Raw genomic sequence first — 17,672 nt, forward strand, 5'->3', positions numbered from 1 at the left:
CGGCTTACGAATTATTTGACTATCAGTTGGATTTGATTGAACGGGCACGTACTCATATAATTGACAAGAATGTGATGATTGTCAGTCCTCCCGGGAGTGGTAAGTCCGTAGTGATTTCAGAAATTATTAAACGTGCTACAGATAAAGGTGGCAGAGTGTTATTTCTAGTTCATCGGAAGGAATTGATTGAGCAGATAACCAATAGTTTGGTCGTTCACGGAGTGAACCTTAAGTGTGTAGACCTATTAACCATTGGAAAAGCAAGGAACCGCTTATCGGTATTGCAGAAGCCAACCCTCATAATCACTGACGAAGGGCATCACGGAAAAGCTAGTACCTACCAGGCTATCTATGACTACTATAGCGATGTTCCAAGAGTTGGCTTCACAGCCACACCTTGGAGAATGTCAGGAGCGGGCTTCACGGATACGTATGATGTTATGGTTGAAGGAAAAACCGTTCAATGGTTGATTGATCATCACCGTTTAGCGGATTGTCGGTATTTCAGTCTGTTAGCTATTGATACATCGAAACTTAAAACCAGAAACGGGGAGTATACAAACCGCTCGATTGACGAGGCATTTGGTAAAGCGATTTACGGCAATGTTGTACGTGAATATCGTAAGCGATCAGATGGGCAACAGGCTATCTTATATGCACACTCAATAGAAGCGTCTAGGAGCTTCTCTAAGGAGTTCAACGAAGCAGGTATAGAATCAGTCCATGTGGACTCTAAAACCCCAAAAATCGAACGAGAGAAGCTCATGCAAGCTTTTAGAGATGGCGAGATTAAAGTTCTCTGTAATGTCGACTTAATCAGTGAAGGTTTTGATGTACCGGATTGTTCGGTGACGATTCTATGCAGGCCGACTAAGTCGCTTGTCTTGTATCTCCAGCAATCTATGCGATCTATGCGTTATCAGCCTGGGAAAATCGCAACGATTATTGATTGTGTCGTCAATTGGAAAATACACGGACTCCCCTACACTCCGCATGACTGGGAAACTTATTTTAAGGGTGGATGGAAGAAAAGAAAAAAATCAGAAAATACCATCCAAGCCAAAGAGTGTCCGGAATGTTCAGCGATGTGGCCATTGAATCAATCTGTCTGCGATTTATGTGGGTATGATTTTGGTGAGCGGGAACAAGCTGAGAAAGAACGCATTGAAGCCGAACTAGTTGAAATTAAACGGCAAGAATTTCAACTAATGCGGACAGCTGGACGGAAGTATGGTTCTGATTTGTCACAAAACTGGCAGATTGCGAAAGCAAGAGCCAAATTAAATGGCGGTAAGCCATTATACAAACTGCTATTTTACTATGTCGGCAATACTAAACTGCGTGTATCAGATGATGATATTATTCGCATGACTGGTGTTTCTATCAGAGAATACCAAAACGCTAGACGATGGGTAAAAAAACAAAAAAATAAAATAATAACGAGGTATTAAACAATGGGATTTACAACAGATTTTTCAGAAGTAAAAGAGTTTTCAGATTTTAAGGAACAAGATTACGAAATGATTGTTTTCGATGCGTATGAGGCTGAGAACAAGAACGGAAAAATGCGTGTCGTGATTGACTACGTGGTTCGAAACGATGTGCAGCAAGAAAAACAGAATTCGCACTTATGGGATGAGCAGTACAAATCGTCTCAAACAGGCAAGTATCATACAGGTATCTTAATGGGGAAAGCAAAGGTTCTAGGGATTCCTGAAGGGAAACACTATGATAGTTTTGAAGCGTTTCTTAATGATTTTAAAGGTCGTACAGCTAAAGTTCGTGTGAAGCTAGAGGAATATAACGGCGAGAAATATCCGAAAGTTCGCTATACAAACCCGACAGATATTCCTTCTTGTCACCATGTTTGGAAAGAAAAAACAGATACAGCATCCACAACAATCAATGAAGATGAACTGCCGTTTTAATCGCTAAAGGAGCACTATGAAAGAACTATCCGATTCGCTTAGCCGATTGCTCTATCAAATAGACTGGGGTTCTAGTCTATTTGGCGAATCGGTGTTAAAAGCGGAATTAAAGAAACAGTTATACAAAGTTCATTATGTTGACGATAAAGATCAGGTTTATTACTATTTTGAATCGACGAATGTTGAACCGAAGGATATTGGATATTTCGCTAGTGACGGTCGAAGAACTTATCGTTTTATTTATGGAGAAGTTAAAATGACTCAGGAAACGGACAATCGTCCGTCTAGAGTTACCTATTATGCTGAAAACAACTTCCCACCGTTTGCAAAACTTGTCATCGACTATCTCATCGGTAAGTACGCGATTGCCGACGGATGTTTATACGATGTCAGCAATCGACAATTCCGATCACTGGATGAATATGCGCTACAAACTAAATATGGCTTTAAAGATGCAAACCATATTCTAGAAATCCTATCTGGGATTCATCACCATCTGAATGTGGAACCAATCAATTATATTCAGCACTATCAAATAGCTGGACAAGATTTTATTATTGACCTAGAAAGCAATAAATTACTAAATGAACCACCTAAACAGAACGTATCGTATTTCAAGCATTACCCTGTGAAGTTATCTGATGCACAGAATTCACAGAAAATCGCACAGGAATTTTTGGAATATGTTATCGCTGATAATCAATCGCTACATAATGCTCAACTCCAAGCCTATTATATGGCTCAAGTGGCATGTGGAATCAGACCGAAAACAAATTTCTTTATCTCAAAGTCCGGGGTGCGAACGGGGAAAGGGTTGCGACACATAGCGCTGTCAGGTTTGTTCAAGAAAATTGATGTCGAATTGGATACGTTAAAATCAAACGGCTTTGAAGCCTTGCAAGCCTGGGCGATGTTCTCAGGCGGTGAAATGGCTCTTGCGACAGAACAAGGAGATATTCAAGGGATCGCAATGGAACGGGTATTGAAGATCATTGCGACAGAACGTACACATGTGGCACGTTCTATCGGACAGAATCAATCGCTCGTTCATTTGTCAAGTGTATTATGTATTGATACGAATAGGACAGTTGCCCTATCTGATGAAATGAATGGTCGTAAGGTTCTGATCCAGTATCAAGACAGACCGGAGGATGAGACGGACTTTGAACGCGAGGAGGTATTTGCGAAATACTGGCAGGCGTTTACGAACCGAGATAAATCTCCGAAAATTATAGGAAGTGTAGGTTTTCTACTCAATTCTATGGAGTATTTCAAGCAACAGGGTGAAATGTATCTATGGAAGAATGTGGAAGTGTTCAACAAGATTGACCTAGATGATTTCCAAATTGCTTTAATCAACGCTTTGCAAGAGGTTGATTTTGTGCAACGGACTGGGAACAAGGAAGTAGTCGAACTAGCATACGCAGTTTATAGAGGTAGTAATAAATTGTTAGGTAGAGCTATTTCAGAAATTGGTGTAGAGGCAATCTCCAAGAAGATAAACGGACAAACGGTGAGAGGATATAGCATCGAAAATCAAGAACGTTTTACTAAATTTATTCTTTAGGCTTTAAGGTTACGCATAGGACACGCAATGGTTACGCAATAATAGGTCTATTGCGTAACCACCTTGCGCCTTAGAGCTACAAGGGTTTGGAGAGTTAAAAAAAGATAGGTTACGCAATACTACCAATATCAATAAGACAATAATTGTTTAAGTTATTTATATATAGTATGTAAAGGGTAGAGTAGGGGCTATTGCGTAATTGCGTAACCCGATTAACATTTGGTTATCTAAAGCCTTGGTACAATTGGGATTGAGGCCGGTTACGCAATAGGTTACGCAAAGGAGGTTTATCCGTGTCCAATCATCAAACAGCATTAAATTTCTTAAAAAAAGGCTATCAAGTCGTTCCGTTGAGTCGAAAAACTGGTAGTCCAATCATAAAGTTTAGAGACAGACCTATTACAGAAGAGATTATCAAATCTGTGAATTGGTCAAATTGTGATTATGCGCTTCTTATGCGGGGAGTGTGGGCGATTGATATTGATACGCATGAGCTAGACGAGACGACAGCAAAAGGTCTCAAATGGTTGATTCAGACATGTGGAGCGGATATTTTACGCATCACAACGACGGATCAATACAATAACGGCTTAGATGGGTATAGTTCATTGCTTAATAGTGAATATAAAGAAGAGTTGCTTGATAATTTCAGCAAAACCTTTATTGAGGTCACCGCAAGCGGTGGAATGCACATACTTTTTAAGAAACGCGATGATATTCCGTATTCTCAAAAACCAAAAATTATGCAAGGTATTGACATTAAAGCGCATGATAATAATTATGTGAAGATATTTCCGTCAGAAGGTAGGGAGGTATTACAGGTAGTTGATGGCTTACCTCATTACGAAGGAGAATTTGAAAAACACGTATTTAAACCAAAACAACAAATCATTACGCAGTATTTCAGTGAATCGCTACCAGTATCACTTAATAAAGGTACTCACGAAGGTCGCGAAGCTTACGAACGAGTAACAACTGGGACATGTATGAATCGAAACGATGATTTATTTAAAGCAGCCTGCTGGGCCTTTGAGAATGGACATCCTATTGAGAATTTAGTCACCATTATTGGCACTGTAAAAGGTCGTGATGTATTTACTAGAGAGGAGTTTGAAAGGACTATTGAATCAGCAAGGAATACAGTCAGCTACGTTACTATCGGAACATGATGTGCAGAACTTGATTCGTATAGAACTGGCTAAGCGGAATATTATTTGTTTCCGCGCAAACGTTGGAAAGGTTCGTACAGCAGATGGTCGGTATTTCGATACTGGTCTACCAAAAGGATTTTCGGACTTATTTGGTTTTAAATCAGATGGGCAGATATTTTTCATCGAAGTTAAAAATAAGACAGGTCGAGTTAGACCTGAACAAGCAAAATTTATTGAGCGAGTGCGCTCATTTGGCGCTTTAGCAGGAGTGGCTAGAAGTGTCGACGAAGCATTAGAGATTATAGAAATTGAGGAAATATGATGACTAAAAGTATTAAAATCCCTATCAATGTCTATGGCATGATGAAAAGTATAAAGAGGAAATAAATGAAATTTGAACTTATCAATGATCACTTCGAGAATGCCAAACGATATAACATACCGAGAGCGCAACTAATTATTGCGGATATTCCTTACAACATTGACAAAAATGCCTATGCTTCAGATCCTCGTTGGTACAAAGATGGAGATAACAAAAATGGAGAGAGTAGTCTGGCAGGTAAATCATTCTTTGATACAGATAATGATTTTAAGATTAACAATTTCTTTGATTTTTGTAGCCGCTTGCTAAAGAAAGAGCCGAAAGAAATAGGACAAGCTCCTGCAATGATTGTTTTCCATTCTTGGCAACAGCGAGACGAGGTGATCAAGTGTGGAAAGAAGCATGGTTTTAATAATGCGTACCCACTCTATTTTACAAAAAAATCCAGTCCCCAAGTGTTAAAGGCTAATATGAAAATTGTTGGTGCTGTCGAGGAGGCAACAGTGCTATATCGTGAAAAGTTACCCAAATTTAACAATAACGGAGCTATGATACTCAATCATGCACCGTGGGAGAAAGATAACTCTTACCCGGTTATTCACCCGACCCAGAAGCCTATACCGGTCCTCAAACGGCTGATTGAAATTTTCACAGACGAAGGAGACGTTGTAATCGATCCCGTAGCAGGTTCTGGTTCGACATTGAGAGCGGCTATCGAAATGAATCGACACGCATACGGTTTTGAAATCAAGAAAGATTTTTACAAGAAAGCAAAAGAACAGATGTTATCTAGTTATCAGCCCAGTTTGTTTTAAACAGATAGAGCAGATGACAATCTATGATTTTTTGGAGGAAACAGATGTCAAAAAGAAGTAATGATTATAAAAATGGCTATCGTGATGCTATACGGTTTGCTATTTCAGAAATCGATGAGAATATAGATAATTTTTCAATCGATGAGGGAGTGGGAAATGAAATTGTCGGAAATCTAAAAACAATATTTAGAAAGGTTTATCAAGATGAATAACCAAGAACTTGTAAACAAGATTGATCAGTTGCCGTCACATTTGATTGACAAGAAAGTGGTCATATCAAAAGATAGCGTTGTGGAGCTGGTGAAGCAGTTAGATTGTACCCCAGGACAGGAGAAGTATACTGTAAAAATGAAAAATGTTTGCCACCCAGACTTGGGGTACAATATAATGCACGGTGTCTACTCTTTCTATAATAGAGAACACAACCATAGCGGTATTCGATACAAGCATACGAAATCTCAACTGGAAAAAGCAGGTCTTAGTGGTGTGTTTGGTAATAGTATGTTTGAAGTGGAGGAGATTGAATGATGCAATTTGGAATAAGTAGCGCAGAAGTAAAGACTGGTTGCTGATTTTTTGACGCAGTGTAGTTTGCTTGATGATGATCCGAAATATGAAGAAGGATATCGTCAGGCTGTCGAAGATATGAAAGAGCTTCTTTCAGAGAAAGTGCGACAAAAGGTCGAAGATTTATTTTATGAGGCGGGCGATGAAATACAGCTTATACTTCCAAATCAACAATAACGAGCCAGAATTACAGGGCATATTTAGCGAGCTTGAAAAAGCCTATAAACATATCAGTAAACTGATTGAAGAAAAATCAAGTATCACATATACGGAGACATGGAGATTTTGGAAAAAAGACGGCGTCACCTATATCGATTACGGTGCACATAATGTGTTTTATATGATTAAGGAGGTAGAATGTTAGGTCTATTATTTGGTATATTTCTTTGTTCAGTTGTTTTTATCGGGATATGCATTATATGGGCTATATTTATATCTTTTGTAATGACACTTTTAGAAAAATGAGGAGGTGAAGAATGGTAGCACAGAAATTTAGGGCGTGGATAAAATCAAAGCAAAGAATGGAATCTGTTGCCTCAATGACTTGGCACAAGGATGAGCTAAGCAGGATTACTACTAGGCTAAACGGAGTTTTATCAGCACACCTCCCGGATGACATCGCCCATATGCGATCTACAGGCTTGTTCGATAAGACGGATGTGGAAATCTTTGAGGGAGATATTCTTGAATGGCATTACTCTGAAGTACCTTTACAGCAATGTGGAGTATATGCGATAACTTGGAAAAATGGAGCTTTTCGTTTAGGTTTGAACGATGGAGAAACATTGTTTGACTTTATAGACGATTTAGACTGGTTTGAAGTGGTCGGCAACATCTACGAAAACCCAGATCTATTGGAGGTTGGCGCATGCAACCACTAGACGAGTACAGACCGTTTCGAATCCCATCATGGAAAAACATTGTAATCTTCGAAGTTCGAAAGGGTGTTCTCTACTCCCGTTTTAAAAATGATCACGGCTGGCTGAAAGTCCCTAAATATATACCTACATACAATCGCATTTGGTCTGACATTAAGAAAAAAGGTGTGACATATATTTCAGAAGAAGAGTTGCAGAAATTGTCGCAAGAATTTAAGAATGGAAAGGAGTTGTTAACATGACCACACACATGAAATCAGCCGTCATGTTCGTTGCAATCTTATTGTTGACTACGCTGTTTCTGATGGTATCCGCAATCCAACGGCTACAGTGGCAGATTGACGGTCTGCGACAGCGCAACGAAGTCATCACGCAGCAGCTGCAAGAACTGAATCGCTATGTAGGCTATCCGGGAGGGTGAAAGATGAAAATATTAGATGCTTGTTGCGGCAGTCGCATGTTTTGGTTCGATAGCTAGTTGTATTTGACCCGCCACATCTGAAATGGGCAGGCCCTAATTCGATTATGAAAGCTCAGTACGGCCAACTCGCTAAAGTTACATGGAGAGAGGATTTAGCAAAAGGCTTTGAAGAGTGTATGCGAGTGTTGAAACCGAACGGAACTTTGATTTTTAAATGGTCTGATTGTCAGATAAATGTTAGGGAAATTTTAAAGGCTATACCGTTCAAGCCATTGTTTGGCCAGCAGAGAGGTACAACGCACTGGATGGTATTTGTGAAAGTTGGTGATTAGATGACTAAAAAAGAATTTTTTACGAAATTAAAAAATGCTAGAAGCAGAATGAAGCTCGTTAAAGCCAGCATGCGCTGACTCCTGTGAATAATAAACTCACTAATATTATATCATAAGGAGACAGCGACGTGACTTTTTTTCCAGAAATTGATGAGAAACAGACAATCAAGAATGCTAAGAGAAAACTAAGAGAATATCCACGCTGGCGACGGATTGCAGGCGATGTTGACGGTCAAAAGGTCACCGCTACCTACTCCTTTGAACCAAGACAGTCGCATGGAACGCCAAGCCGTCCCGTTGAGAGGTTAGCTATCAATCGGGTAGATGCCGAGGCGGAGCTTGAAGCGATTGAGTATGCAGTGGGGCATTTATTTAATCTATACCAACGGAAGATACTTTATGAACTGTACTTAGTTAGACACCCAAAATCTAACTTGGAACTAGAGGAAGAGCTGGGGTACGAGAAAACGCGCTATCATGAGATTGTAAACAATGCTTTGCTAGCTTTTGCGGAACTCTATAGAAGCGGAAGTTTAGTTGCTCTGAGCGGAAAAATAGCGGAATAACAGTGGAGTTTCTATACGTTTTTTCGTGATAAAATGGTATTGTCGAAAGATTGGCGAGTATGAGGTGGCTCGCCATTTGGAGAGTTGGCAGAGTGGCTGATTGCGTCCGTTTGCTAAACGGATAGGGTGCAAATCGCTCTCGCAGGTTCGAATCCTGCACTCTCCGTTGCATTTTATGCAAAAATTCCATATTTTTATCAAAAAAGCCTGATGCACTATTGTGTAAAGGCTTTTTTAGTAGTATTATTAAATTGATAAAATGTATGGAGAAAAATCATATGGTGAAAGTAAAAAAAGTGAAATTTTATTATTGCGAAGTGATAGGTCATGAGGATGGTAGAGATGTAGCAGTTGATTTCAGTGAATTATTTGATGAGGTAGCCTCTAGGTATAGAGTGGGGGCGGATAGGTTTGTTTATGAATTGCAGGGGACGAAATATAAATTAGAAAGAGTGTTGCCGCCTGTAACAATAAACTCGTATTATCATATAGTTATTGAGAAGTTGAGAGATTACAATTACCCTAGTAGATCTTCATTGAGGGGAGAATCGAAAGATTTGGATCTTCAAGATGATGAGTTTTTAGGAGAAAAAATGTCGCTTTTGTACGACCCTGTAAATAATATTTTTATGGTTCAGGTAAATCGGAATTCAATAACTGTTAGTAGGATAGAGTGGTTTATGTCTTCTCTATTATCGGAATTTGGTTGCACGTATGATATTAGATTGCCTATTATAATTGACTTGTCACCAAGGAAACAAGTTGACAGTCTTTTAGGTTATAGATCAATATCTATGAAGGCGAACGAAACTTTTAAACAAGGAGGTTTCGTAGGAGATTTGTTTGATGCTATTTCTGCAAAAAGTACCTCGATAGACAGCCCGTATTTTGATATAGAAATAACAATCACTGCTAAGAAAGATAGCAAAGCTAGTAGAGAATATTTGCCAGATTCTGTTGTTGAAAATGTTTTGTCTTATGATATAGACGGTAGTGTCAGTAAGTTGTCTGTTCGTGGACGCGACTTGACTTCAAGAATTGAAACAGTAGATTTAGTTTCTGGAAAAATTAGTGATGAATATGATTTTCCGTTTCATGAATCGAAAGTTTTGAATCCAACTTCAGTATTTGCTGAGATGGAAATTATTTATAATGAGCAGGGAAGGAGTAAGGCGCTACGTAACTTTTCAAAGTAAGGAGAAAAAATGATAAATTTTTTAAGCAAAAATAGGTTTTGGATGGCTCTGTCTGCGTTTTTAGTATTTTCTATTATCTTTAGCTATTTTGCTGTACCATATTTGATTTCTTTCAAAAATCACTCGGACTTTGTTGGAGATGTACTCAATTTCTCATCAATTTTAACGGGTTTTTTAGGTGCTCTATTAGGCATATTGGTTTCCATATCAAAGACATCAAAGGTCATGATAAATATTCTTGATAGTCACATTGCTAAAATGCAGTTTGTTTTTTCCTTAGTGATTCCTTTTGCTTTAGGAATCGTGAATGTATTGGTATGTATGTTTTATAGATTGTATCTCGTGAATGAATTAGAAAATTTACTTCTAGCTCATATATTTGTTGTTTCTGCGATCAACTTTGTATTAATGAGCAGCATGGTAACTTATTTTATCTTCACAATTTATTTTAGAGAAACATCAAAGGCAGAAGAGATAAAAAATGTAAAACCGAAATTAAAAAAATAAAATATGCACTAGTCACACAAGCGTGTGACTTTTTTGATTTGATTGGAGGTGGTGGAAAATTGACGAAACTGACTTTAAAACAGAAACGCTTTGCAGATGAGTACATCATCAGCGGAAATGCTTATAAATCAGCGATTGAAGCAGGATATAGCAAAAAATATGCGAAGGCTCGTTCGTCCGAATTGTTGGAAAATGTCGGAATAAAATCCTATATAGACGACCGACTGAAAAAGCTAGAATCCGAGAAGGTCGCAACGCAAGAAGAAGTTTTATCCTACCTGACTTCGGTCATGCGAGGAGAGCAGACAGAACAGATTCTCCGTGGTCAAGGCGAAGGCGTCCAATCCATAGATGACATCGAGGTCGGCGCAAAAGACCGAATTAAAGCAGCAGAGTTGCTCGGTAAGCGGCACAGACTTTGGACGGATAAGGTCGAGGCTGATGTTACTGCAAACGTTACTTTCGTAGATGATATTGGAGGTTTTGCAGATGACTAGAAAGTTATCAGAACTCTTGCCTCCAAAGTTTCGTACCGTTTGGAGTGCAGCAATCACTCCTCGCTATCTTAACGTGATCTGTAAAGGCGGTCGTGGTTCCGGCAAGTCGTCAGATATCGCACACATACTTGTCCAGTTAGTGATGAGATATGCGAGTAATGCGGTCTGTATCCGTAAGGTTGACAATACACTTGAGCAATCTGTTTACGAGCAAATTAAATGGGCAATCTACGAACAAGGCGTAGAGGCCTTTTTTCGTTTCAATAAATCTCCGCTTCGCATTACATATCTACCGAGAGGGAATTATATTATTTTTCGCGGTGCACAAGAACCGGAACGAATTAAATCATTGAAAGATAGCCGTTTCCCGTTCGCGTTCGCTTGGATTGAGGAGCTGGCTGAGTTTAAGACGGAGGACGAAGTCAAGATTATTACTAACTCACTACTCCGTGGAGAATTACCCGAAGGACTTTTTTACAAGTTCTTTTTTTCATACAATCCTCCCAAACGGAAACAGTCTTGGGTGAATAAGAAATACGAAAGTGTGATTCAGCTTAACAATACCTATGTGCACCATTCAACTTATTTTGACAATCCCTACATCGCAAAAGAGTTTGTCGAGGAAGCAGAATCTACCCGAGAGCGTTCGCAAATTCGATACGAATGGGAGTATTTGGGTAAGGCTGTAGGTTCAGGAGTTGTACCGTTCGATAATTTGACTTTTAGAGAAATTACAGACATGGAGTTCAATTCGTTTGATAATCTACGGAATGGACTGGATTATGGGTATGCAAATGATCCGTTGGCCTTCGTACGTTGGCACTACGACAAGAAGCGAAGGCGGATATATGCAGTTGATGAAATCTACGGCGTGAAGATAAGCAACCGTATGCTTGCCGAAAGTTTGAAGCGAAAAGGCTATCAGCGTGACAGAATACATGCAGAAGTAGAGCCTAAATCAAACGATGAGCTACGTTACGAGTATGGCATATCTCACGTTACTCAGGTCAAAAAAGGACCTGATTCTGTTGAATTTGGTGAGAAATGGCTTGATGACTTGGACGAAATTATCATAGATCCTAAGCGAACACCCAATATCGCCAGAGAATTTGAAAATATTGATTATGCTACAGATAAAGACGGCAATCCTCGCAATCGACTAGAGGATAAGGACAACCATACCATAGATGCGACGAGGTACGCTTTTGAGGACGATATGCGAAACGCCAAGGCTACGGTAAAACGTAAATCCTTGTATGGTTTGTAGAAAGGAGACGCATGCAACAGATTTTAACTTACCCACGAGAGGAATACGATGAGCAGAAACTTGATAAGAAGCTTATTCACAAGCTGATTCAGGAACATGCGACAGAAGGCTCTCGTTTAAAAACGCTAAAGGATTACTACCTAGGTAAACATGATATTTTGAACCACACACGAAGGGAAGGTAAGCCAAACTTCAAGACAGTGTGCAATCACGCCAAGGATATTGCTGATACTGCTACTGGTTACTTTTTGGGGAGTAGCATTAAGTATCAGAATACAGCTGCTGCCGATTTAGAAAAGTTATTGCTAGCTTTTGATGAAGCTGATATTGACCAAGTAGACAGCGATAATGCCTTGAATATGTCTATTTATGGGCGGGCTTACGAATATCTTTATATTCGAGAAGGTGAGAACACTGTAGATGCTGTTAGCCTAGAACCTGAAAATACATTTATGGTATACGATGATTCTATTGAACAGAAACCTCTATTTGCTGTTTATTATTATCAAGTCAAAGATGCGACAGATAGCTCTGTTTCGTATCGCGCAGAGGTGCTGACGGAACGTCTACACTACCACTTGAATTTGAATGATGATTCTAAGGGAATAGCTGTGGCCGAAGAAACGACTGAGCATAAGTTTGCAAACATTCCAGTCATTGAATACCGCAATAATAAGTTCGCGATTGGAGACTATGAACAACAGATCAGCTTGATTGATGCTTATAATTCATTGACAGGAAATCGAGTGAATGACAAAGAGCAAGCGATTGAGTCTATTTTGCTACTCTATGGCGCTCAACTGGCAGATACCGAGGAAGAAGCACACGAGGCTATGCGGATATTACGCGAGGACGGTTTGCTTGAATTGCCTCCGGAAGCAAAAGCGGAATTTTTGACTAACACATTAGACGAAAACGCAGTTGAGGTCTTGCGTAATGCGATTAAAGAAGACATCTATACCTTCAGTCATATTCCTAATTTGACTGATGAAAATTTCGCCGGAAATAGTTCGGGTGTTGCTATGGAGTTCAAGTTGCTAGGTCTGGAAATGGTGACGAAAACGAAGGAGCAATACTACAGACGCGGGTTGCGAAAGCGTATAGAATTGTTTGCGGAATATTCAAACATGGAACGGATTGCCAAAAATGCAAAATCTATCGTTCCGCAGTTCAGTCGTGGTTTACCTAAAAATATTCTGGAACTGTCCCAAATTATCAGCAATCTTAACGGCAAAGTCAGCTTGCGTCAACTTATATCCTTGCTCCCGTTTGTAGAAGACCCCGATGCGGAACTTGAAGCTCTTGAAAAAGAGAAAGAGGAGCAAGAGCCGGCATTTAGCCAGAACTTGCCGTATGAAGAGGAGCTAGAAGATGAAGAGTCTGGACTATTGGAAGAAACGCAAGGCTCAACGAATGGTTCAAGAAATGGACAGAGCCGAGCAGGTCGCAAAGAAGTTTGATGAAGTTTATTCGTTGGCCAATAAGCAACTTACTTCCAAAATTGAGCGGATATTTGAGAGCTACCGACGTGACCACGGATTGACCAAAGTTGAAGCGCAACGAGTTCTGGATAATGTGAAGAATTTGACGAATATCCGAGAGTTGAAACAAGCCCTGCGGAACACAACAGACAGCGAAGAGATACGCCAGTTGCTAATTTTACTTGATTCAGCCCCGTACGCTTCAAGAATTGAGCGCTACGAGCGTCTACAGCAAGAGGTGGGTAAATTATCCACCCGACTGTATAAAGCCGAGAAACGGGCTTCTAATGAGTTTTACGGCGAGTTCATTTCAGATGCCTATTATCATTCAATATTCGATTTGCACCAACAAGCAGGAGTCGCCTTTGCTTTTAACAAGATAGACCCAGAAGAAATCAAAGCAATTCAACACATGCCATGGTTAGGAGCTAACTATTCTCAGCGTATTTGGGGGAACACTCAGCAATTAGCTGATGAATTACAGAAGGAGCTAGCGGTTGGTTTGTTAACAGGGCGATCTAGCCATGAAACAGCAGACGCTATTGACGCTAAATTTGCCAAAGGCAAGAATAACGCTCGTAGACTTGTTAGAACCGAGGCAAACCACTTCCATGCAGAAATGGAAGCTAAGGCTTATGAAGAAGCCGATGTGGAATACTATCGTTTTCTAGCTACGTTGGATCTGAGGACGTCTAGCATTTGTCGAGAACACGACGGTAAAGTTTACAGAGTTAGTGAGCGTGTAAAAGGAAAAAACTATCCTCCACTTCATCCATGGTGCCGGTCAGATACGATAGCGTTAGATGACGATGAGTGGTTAACCAAGGTAACTAGAAGCGCACGAGATCCAGAGACAGGCAAGACGATTCAAGTGCCAGCAGATATGACCTACGATGATTGGTATGAGAAGTATGTTGAAAAAGTAAGCGACAAGGTGTATAATCAAGATAGAGACTACAAGGTTGCAGATGTTGAAATTGAGCGAGCATTGCAGAAACAATCAGATAGCTCGTGGCGTAAGCTGCTAGGTGAAGAACAAAACGCCTTGCAAGAATACACTGGTCCATTTTCAGGTCAAATAAATAGATATTTACGTAATCAACGGTTTCTAGATGACATTGAAATGGACGCATATTATGATATCCCAGCTACTGTAAAGATGCTTGATAACGCATTGAATACTAATCGGTTAGGGCATGACTTACAATTATTTCGTCACATAGACTACAGTGAGTTTATCGCTCTTCAACAAGAGAGTGAGTTTAAAGCATATGTGAGTACTAGTATCTCAGAGTATGCAACAGATAATTTTGGCGAAGGCTATAAGCTTGTTATCAATTCTCCAAAAGAGACCAAAGGCCTGTATGTCGGCGAGTATTCTACTCACCCTTCAGAAAAAGAATTCATGGTAGCGCGAAATACAAAGTATAGAATTTTAAATGTGGACATGGATAGGGGAGTTTTAGAATTGGAGTTGGTAATTAATGAATGAACAATCATTGAAAAAAAGGGTATTAAGTTACTGGTTTTGGCGTAATATGAGTTTTAAAAATGATAAAGAAGCTTTGAAGTTCATCTCTGAGAAACAAGAAGCTTTTTTACGACGTTTTGATTCTATACCGTCTTCTCGCGATGAGTGGCTAGAATTGCCGCCTGGAGTTCAGTATCAAGCTTATGATTTGGGGCTCTTGGTTAGCAGAGAGTATACTCCTGAAGAACTTGAAGAAAGAAAGCAGTACTACTTATCTCTCACGCCTTTACCTAGTTCCAATTTGAGCAAAAAAGCTTGGCAATGGCATGTTGAGCGGCAGTATTCGGCAGCAAGTTTTTCTGACTATCCGGATAAACATTTTCTGGAGTTAGATACCATTCGAAGAATTGGTACACCGCTGTAATCAATATTTTAAAGCACTTAGAATAATCTAGGCGCTTTTCTTATATCCAAAAACAGGAGGAAGTAATGGAAAAACGCATAGAAGGTAATTTCACTGGAATAACAACTAGTCCAGCAATGATTACTATCCCAAAAAGTGAATATGATTTACTTGTAGAGATTAAAAATAAGTTTTTAGGAGTTAACAACCATGAACAAACGAAAGAAAAGAAAGCATGAACTTGAAAGCCGTATGCGAATCGCAGAAAGCACAATTGATTTCTTGGTTGATCAAAATAGTCAACTTTGGAATCTTATTGAGCGGAATGCACTAGCTACAAATAGCGAGCTAAAGATTTTGCATGATGAGGTGAGTACGCTCAAGAAGCACAAGAAAAAATCATTTTTCAATCGTAAATAATCTAACCGTTTCAAAGTTGAGGCGGTTTTTATTTTGCCCAAGCATTGAAGGCACAAAAAGCTATGGAATTCAATAGTCGGGGACGACTTAAAACATAGGAGGTTCGCAATGAACGAAGAAACACAAACAGTCGAAGTGGTCGAAGATGACAATAAGGTAGCAGCTGAACCTGAACAAGTTATTACAGACCAAAAAGGCAAAAAAAAGTACACTGATGCGGATGTTGATGACATCATCAATAAGAAGTTTGCAAAATTTAAGGCTGAGCAGGAAAAAGCTGAATCTGAAGCAAAGAAGCTGGCCAAGATGAATGCAGAAGACAAGCAGAAATATCAGCTTGACAAGCGTGAGCAGGAACTTGCCGACCGTGAAGCAGAGATTGCACGCAGAGAGCTAACTGCAGAAGCTAAAACAATTCTAAGTGAACGTGACTTACCGATTGATTTGGTAGATGTGGTCGATCTTACAGATGCGGACAGTGTACGCAATTCAATCGATGCTCTGCAAAAATCTTGGGAGGCAGCTGTACAAAAAGGTGTAGCAGACAAGATGAAAGGTAGCGCACCGATGAAGAAAGCCCCCGCTGATTCTAACGAAATCACTAAGGAGCAATTTGACAAAATGGGTTACAAGGATCGCAATGAGTTGATTCAAAAGAACCCTGAACTTTATGCACAATTGAAAGGAAAATAGAAAATGGCAACAGGAACTACTAAATTAGCACAGATGATTAATCCAGAAGTAATGGCAGATATGGTATCAGCTAAGTTAAGTACGTTAATCAAATTTACACCGCTTGCTTATCTGGAGCGAACATTGCAAGGTCAACCCGGGGACACTTTGACAGTTCCGCATTGGAAATATGCAGGCGATGCGACCGAAATTGGAGAAGGTGAAGCGATTCCGCTAGACCAACTCGAAACTGGAAAAAGCACAATGACTATCAAAAAGGCTGCGAAAGGTTATGAAATTACTGACGAAGCAGTCTTGTCTGGACTCGGCGACCCGATTGGGCAAGCTGTGCATCAGCTTGGTCTTGCAATCGCAAATAAAATTGATAATGATTTAGTTGCTGCCGCTAAAACAGCGACTCAGAATATCGCAGAAGCACCTACAACACTTGAGGCGATTGATAAAGCTTTGGAAATTTTTGAAGATGAAGAAGATGCTCGCTATGTAGCGATTATTAATCCGAAAGATGCCATTAAATTGAAAGCTGCTGTAGCCAAGGAATGGATTAAGGGTTCAGAACTTGGCACAAATATGGTTGTATCTGGAACCTTTGGAGAAGCTGGCGGCGCGCAAATCGTGCGTTCTAAGAAAGTTGAAGAAGGCAAAGGATTTCTTGTTAAGGTCTCTGCTGCTTCAACTGATACAGACGATGTAGCAAAATACGGCGCTTTCGTTATCATGTTAAAACGCGATGTGATGATTGAGTCTGACCGTGACATCATCAAAAAGACAATAGTTATTACAGGGGATGAGCATTACGGCGTTTACCTCTATGACCCAACTAAGGTGGTTAAGTTCGGAGGTGCGTAATGAGTATGTTATTGCGTCGCCACCATAAGAAACAGGCTCAAGAGGTTAGAAAACCTCTTGACTTGTCTCTTAAGGAATTGAAAGCCTTAGCGAAAGAAAAGAAAATCGAAGGCTATTCCACTATGACAAAAGAAGAACTGCAGGAGGCTCTAAATGCACTATAAAGTAAAAAAAGAATTCACGGATAATGAGCTAGGCTATCAATATCCAGTAGGAGCAGATATTGATATTACCCCAGAGCGTTATAACGAAATGCGAAAGAATGCTGAGCTGCAAGATGTGAAGCTATCTGATTACATCGAAGAAATCAAAGAAAAGAGCGCTTCAACAAAATAGGAGGC

Annotated in this window: 25 protein-coding genes, 1 tRNA gene and 2 pseudogenes; all 28 read left to right on the forward strand. The window is 39.9% G+C overall.

The annotated features are described in order from the left end of the window. Positions 1 to 14: 14 nt before the first annotated feature. Positions 15 to 1,451 (forward strand): annotated as a pseudogene (locus BU200_RS01000) (DEAD/DEAH box helicase); the annotation flags it as partial. Between the two features lie 3 nt (positions 1,452 to 1,454). Further along, positions 1,455 to 1,928, forward strand: coding sequence for a DUF669 domain-containing protein (locus BU200_RS01005; RefSeq protein ID WP_075098377.1), 474 nt, complete (start codon positions 1,455 to 1,457; stop codon positions 1,926 to 1,928). Positions 1,929 to 1,944: 16 nt separating this feature from the next. Then, a complete protein-coding gene (locus BU200_RS01010) occupies positions 1,945 to 3,495 on the forward strand; it encodes a phage resistance protein (protein WP_075098378.1) in 1,551 nt (516 codons plus the stop codon). A gap of 293 nt (positions 3,496 to 3,788) precedes the next feature. Then, positions 3,789 to 4,664, forward strand: coding sequence for a bifunctional DNA primase/polymerase (locus BU200_RS01015; RefSeq protein ID WP_075098379.1), 876 nt, complete (start codon positions 3,789 to 3,791; stop codon positions 4,662 to 4,664). Continuing rightward, positions 4,585 to 4,968 (forward strand): VRR-NUC domain-containing protein, encoded by a 384-nt coding sequence (locus BU200_RS01020; RefSeq protein ID WP_083609318.1) that lies wholly within the window; start codon positions 4,585 to 4,587, stop codon positions 4,966 to 4,968. The genes BU200_RS01015 and BU200_RS01020 overlap by 80 nt, the downstream gene beginning before the upstream one ends. A gap of 65 nt (positions 4,969 to 5,033) precedes the next feature. Then, positions 5,034 to 5,783, forward strand: coding sequence for a DNA-methyltransferase (locus tag BU200_RS01025; RefSeq protein WP_075098381.1), 750 nt, complete (start codon positions 5,034 to 5,036; stop codon positions 5,781 to 5,783). Between the two features lie 44 nt (positions 5,784 to 5,827). Next, the gene (locus tag BU200_RS11210; protein WP_167740074.1) at positions 5,828 to 5,995 is read left to right on the forward strand and encodes a hypothetical protein; all 168 of its coding nucleotides are present in this window, start codon (positions 5,828 to 5,830) and stop codon (positions 5,993 to 5,995) included. Next, the gene (locus BU200_RS01035) at positions 5,988 to 6,311 is read left to right on the forward strand and encodes a hypothetical protein (RefSeq protein ID WP_075098383.1); all 324 of its coding nucleotides are present in this window, start codon (positions 5,988 to 5,990) and stop codon (positions 6,309 to 6,311) included. The genes BU200_RS11210 and BU200_RS01035 overlap by 8 nt, the downstream gene beginning before the upstream one ends. Before the next feature lie 181 nt (positions 6,312 to 6,492). Next, positions 6,493 to 6,714, forward strand: a complete 222-nt coding sequence (locus BU200_RS01040) for a hypothetical protein (RefSeq protein WP_075098384.1) — start codon at positions 6,493 to 6,495, stop codon at positions 6,712 to 6,714. Between the two features lie 112 nt (positions 6,715 to 6,826). Then, positions 6,827 to 7,231, forward strand: a complete 405-nt coding sequence (locus BU200_RS01045; protein WP_075098385.1) for a YopX family protein — start codon at positions 6,827 to 6,829, stop codon at positions 7,229 to 7,231. Further along, the gene (locus tag BU200_RS01050; protein WP_075098386.1) at positions 7,219 to 7,470 is read left to right on the forward strand and encodes a hypothetical protein; all 252 of its coding nucleotides are present in this window, start codon (positions 7,219 to 7,221) and stop codon (positions 7,468 to 7,470) included. Before BU200_RS01045 ends, BU200_RS01050 begins: the two co-directional genes overlap by 13 nt. Positions 7,471 to 7,514: 44 nt before the next feature. Then, a complete protein-coding gene (locus BU200_RS11630) occupies positions 7,515 to 7,649 on the forward strand; it encodes a hypothetical protein (RefSeq protein ID WP_282956226.1) in 135 nt (44 codons plus the stop codon). Between the two features lie 3 nt (positions 7,650 to 7,652). Then, positions 7,653 to 7,981, forward strand: a pseudogene (locus BU200_RS01060) (class I SAM-dependent methyltransferase). Between the two features lie 128 nt (positions 7,982 to 8,109). Beyond that, positions 8,110 to 8,547 (forward strand): ArpU family phage packaging/lysis transcriptional regulator, encoded by a 438-nt coding sequence (locus tag BU200_RS01065; RefSeq protein ID WP_075098388.1) that lies wholly within the window; start codon positions 8,110 to 8,112, stop codon positions 8,545 to 8,547. A gap of 78 nt (positions 8,548 to 8,625) precedes the next feature. Next, positions 8,626 to 8,713, forward strand: a tRNA-Ser gene (locus BU200_RS01070). A gap of 112 nt (positions 8,714 to 8,825) precedes the next feature. Further along, on the forward strand, positions 8,826 to 9,743 hold the full coding sequence (locus BU200_RS01075; protein WP_075098389.1) for a DUF6731 family protein: 918 nt from the start codon (positions 8,826 to 8,828) through the stop codon (positions 9,741 to 9,743). Between the two features lie 9 nt (positions 9,744 to 9,752). Beyond that, the gene (locus BU200_RS01080) at positions 9,753 to 10,250 is read left to right on the forward strand and encodes a hypothetical protein (protein WP_075098390.1); all 498 of its coding nucleotides are present in this window, start codon (positions 9,753 to 9,755) and stop codon (positions 10,248 to 10,250) included. A gap of 59 nt (positions 10,251 to 10,309) precedes the next feature. Then, on the forward strand, positions 10,310 to 10,747 hold the full coding sequence (locus tag BU200_RS01085; RefSeq protein ID WP_280523030.1) for a terminase small subunit: 438 nt from the start codon (positions 10,310 to 10,312) through the stop codon (positions 10,745 to 10,747). Beyond that, positions 10,740 to 12,014 (forward strand): PBSX family phage terminase large subunit, encoded by a 1,275-nt coding sequence (locus BU200_RS01090; protein ID WP_075098392.1) that lies wholly within the window; start codon positions 10,740 to 10,742, stop codon positions 12,012 to 12,014. Before BU200_RS01085 ends, BU200_RS01090 begins: the two co-directional genes overlap by 8 nt. Before the next feature lie 11 nt (positions 12,015 to 12,025). After that, positions 12,026 to 13,474, forward strand: coding sequence for a phage portal protein (locus BU200_RS01095; protein ID WP_075098393.1), 1,449 nt, complete (start codon positions 12,026 to 12,028; stop codon positions 13,472 to 13,474). Continuing rightward, complete coding sequence (locus BU200_RS01100; RefSeq protein WP_083609319.1) at positions 13,386 to 14,987, forward strand: minor capsid protein; 1,602 nt, start codon at positions 13,386 to 13,388, stop codon at positions 14,985 to 14,987. The genes BU200_RS01095 and BU200_RS01100 overlap by 89 nt, the downstream gene beginning before the upstream one ends. After that, positions 14,980 to 15,390 carry a hypothetical protein gene (locus BU200_RS01105; RefSeq protein WP_075098394.1) on the forward strand — a complete coding sequence of 137 codons (411 nt, stop codon included), beginning with the start codon at positions 14,980 to 14,982 and terminating at the stop codon, positions 15,388 to 15,390. Before BU200_RS01100 ends, BU200_RS01105 begins: the two co-directional genes overlap by 8 nt. 65 nt (positions 15,391 to 15,455) lie before the next feature. Continuing rightward, entirely contained in the window at positions 15,456 to 15,608 is a 153-nt protein-coding gene (locus BU200_RS11215) for a hypothetical protein (RefSeq protein ID WP_169822872.1), read from the forward strand. Then, positions 15,580 to 15,789 carry a hypothetical protein gene (locus tag BU200_RS01110; protein ID WP_075098395.1) on the forward strand — a complete coding sequence of 70 codons (210 nt, stop codon included), beginning with the start codon at positions 15,580 to 15,582 and terminating at the stop codon, positions 15,787 to 15,789. Before BU200_RS11215 ends, BU200_RS01110 begins: the two co-directional genes overlap by 29 nt. A gap of 108 nt (positions 15,790 to 15,897) precedes the next feature. Further along, positions 15,898 to 16,482: a DUF4355 domain-containing protein gene (locus BU200_RS01115; RefSeq protein ID WP_075098396.1), complete on the forward strand. Its 585-nt coding sequence runs from the start codon at positions 15,898 to 15,900 to the stop codon at positions 16,480 to 16,482. Between the two features lie 3 nt (positions 16,483 to 16,485). Further along, positions 16,486 to 17,331, forward strand: coding sequence for a N4-gp56 family major capsid protein (locus BU200_RS01120; RefSeq protein WP_075098397.1), 846 nt, complete (start codon positions 16,486 to 16,488; stop codon positions 17,329 to 17,331). Beyond that, positions 17,331 to 17,495: a Rho termination factor N-terminal domain-containing protein gene (locus BU200_RS10575; RefSeq protein ID WP_083609320.1), complete on the forward strand. Its 165-nt coding sequence runs from the start codon at positions 17,331 to 17,333 to the stop codon at positions 17,493 to 17,495. The genes BU200_RS01120 and BU200_RS10575 overlap by 1 nt, the downstream gene beginning before the upstream one ends. Further along, entirely contained in the window at positions 17,485 to 17,667 is a 183-nt protein-coding gene (locus BU200_RS01130) for a hypothetical protein (RefSeq protein WP_075098398.1), read from the forward strand. Before BU200_RS10575 ends, BU200_RS01130 begins: the two co-directional genes overlap by 11 nt. Positions 17,668 to 17,672: the final 5 nt, after the last annotated feature.

This window comes from Streptococcus acidominimus (genome assembly GCF_001921825.1).
GTDB classification, from domain to species: domain Bacteria; phylum Bacillota; class Bacilli; order Lactobacillales; family Streptococcaceae; genus Streptococcus; species Streptococcus acidominimus.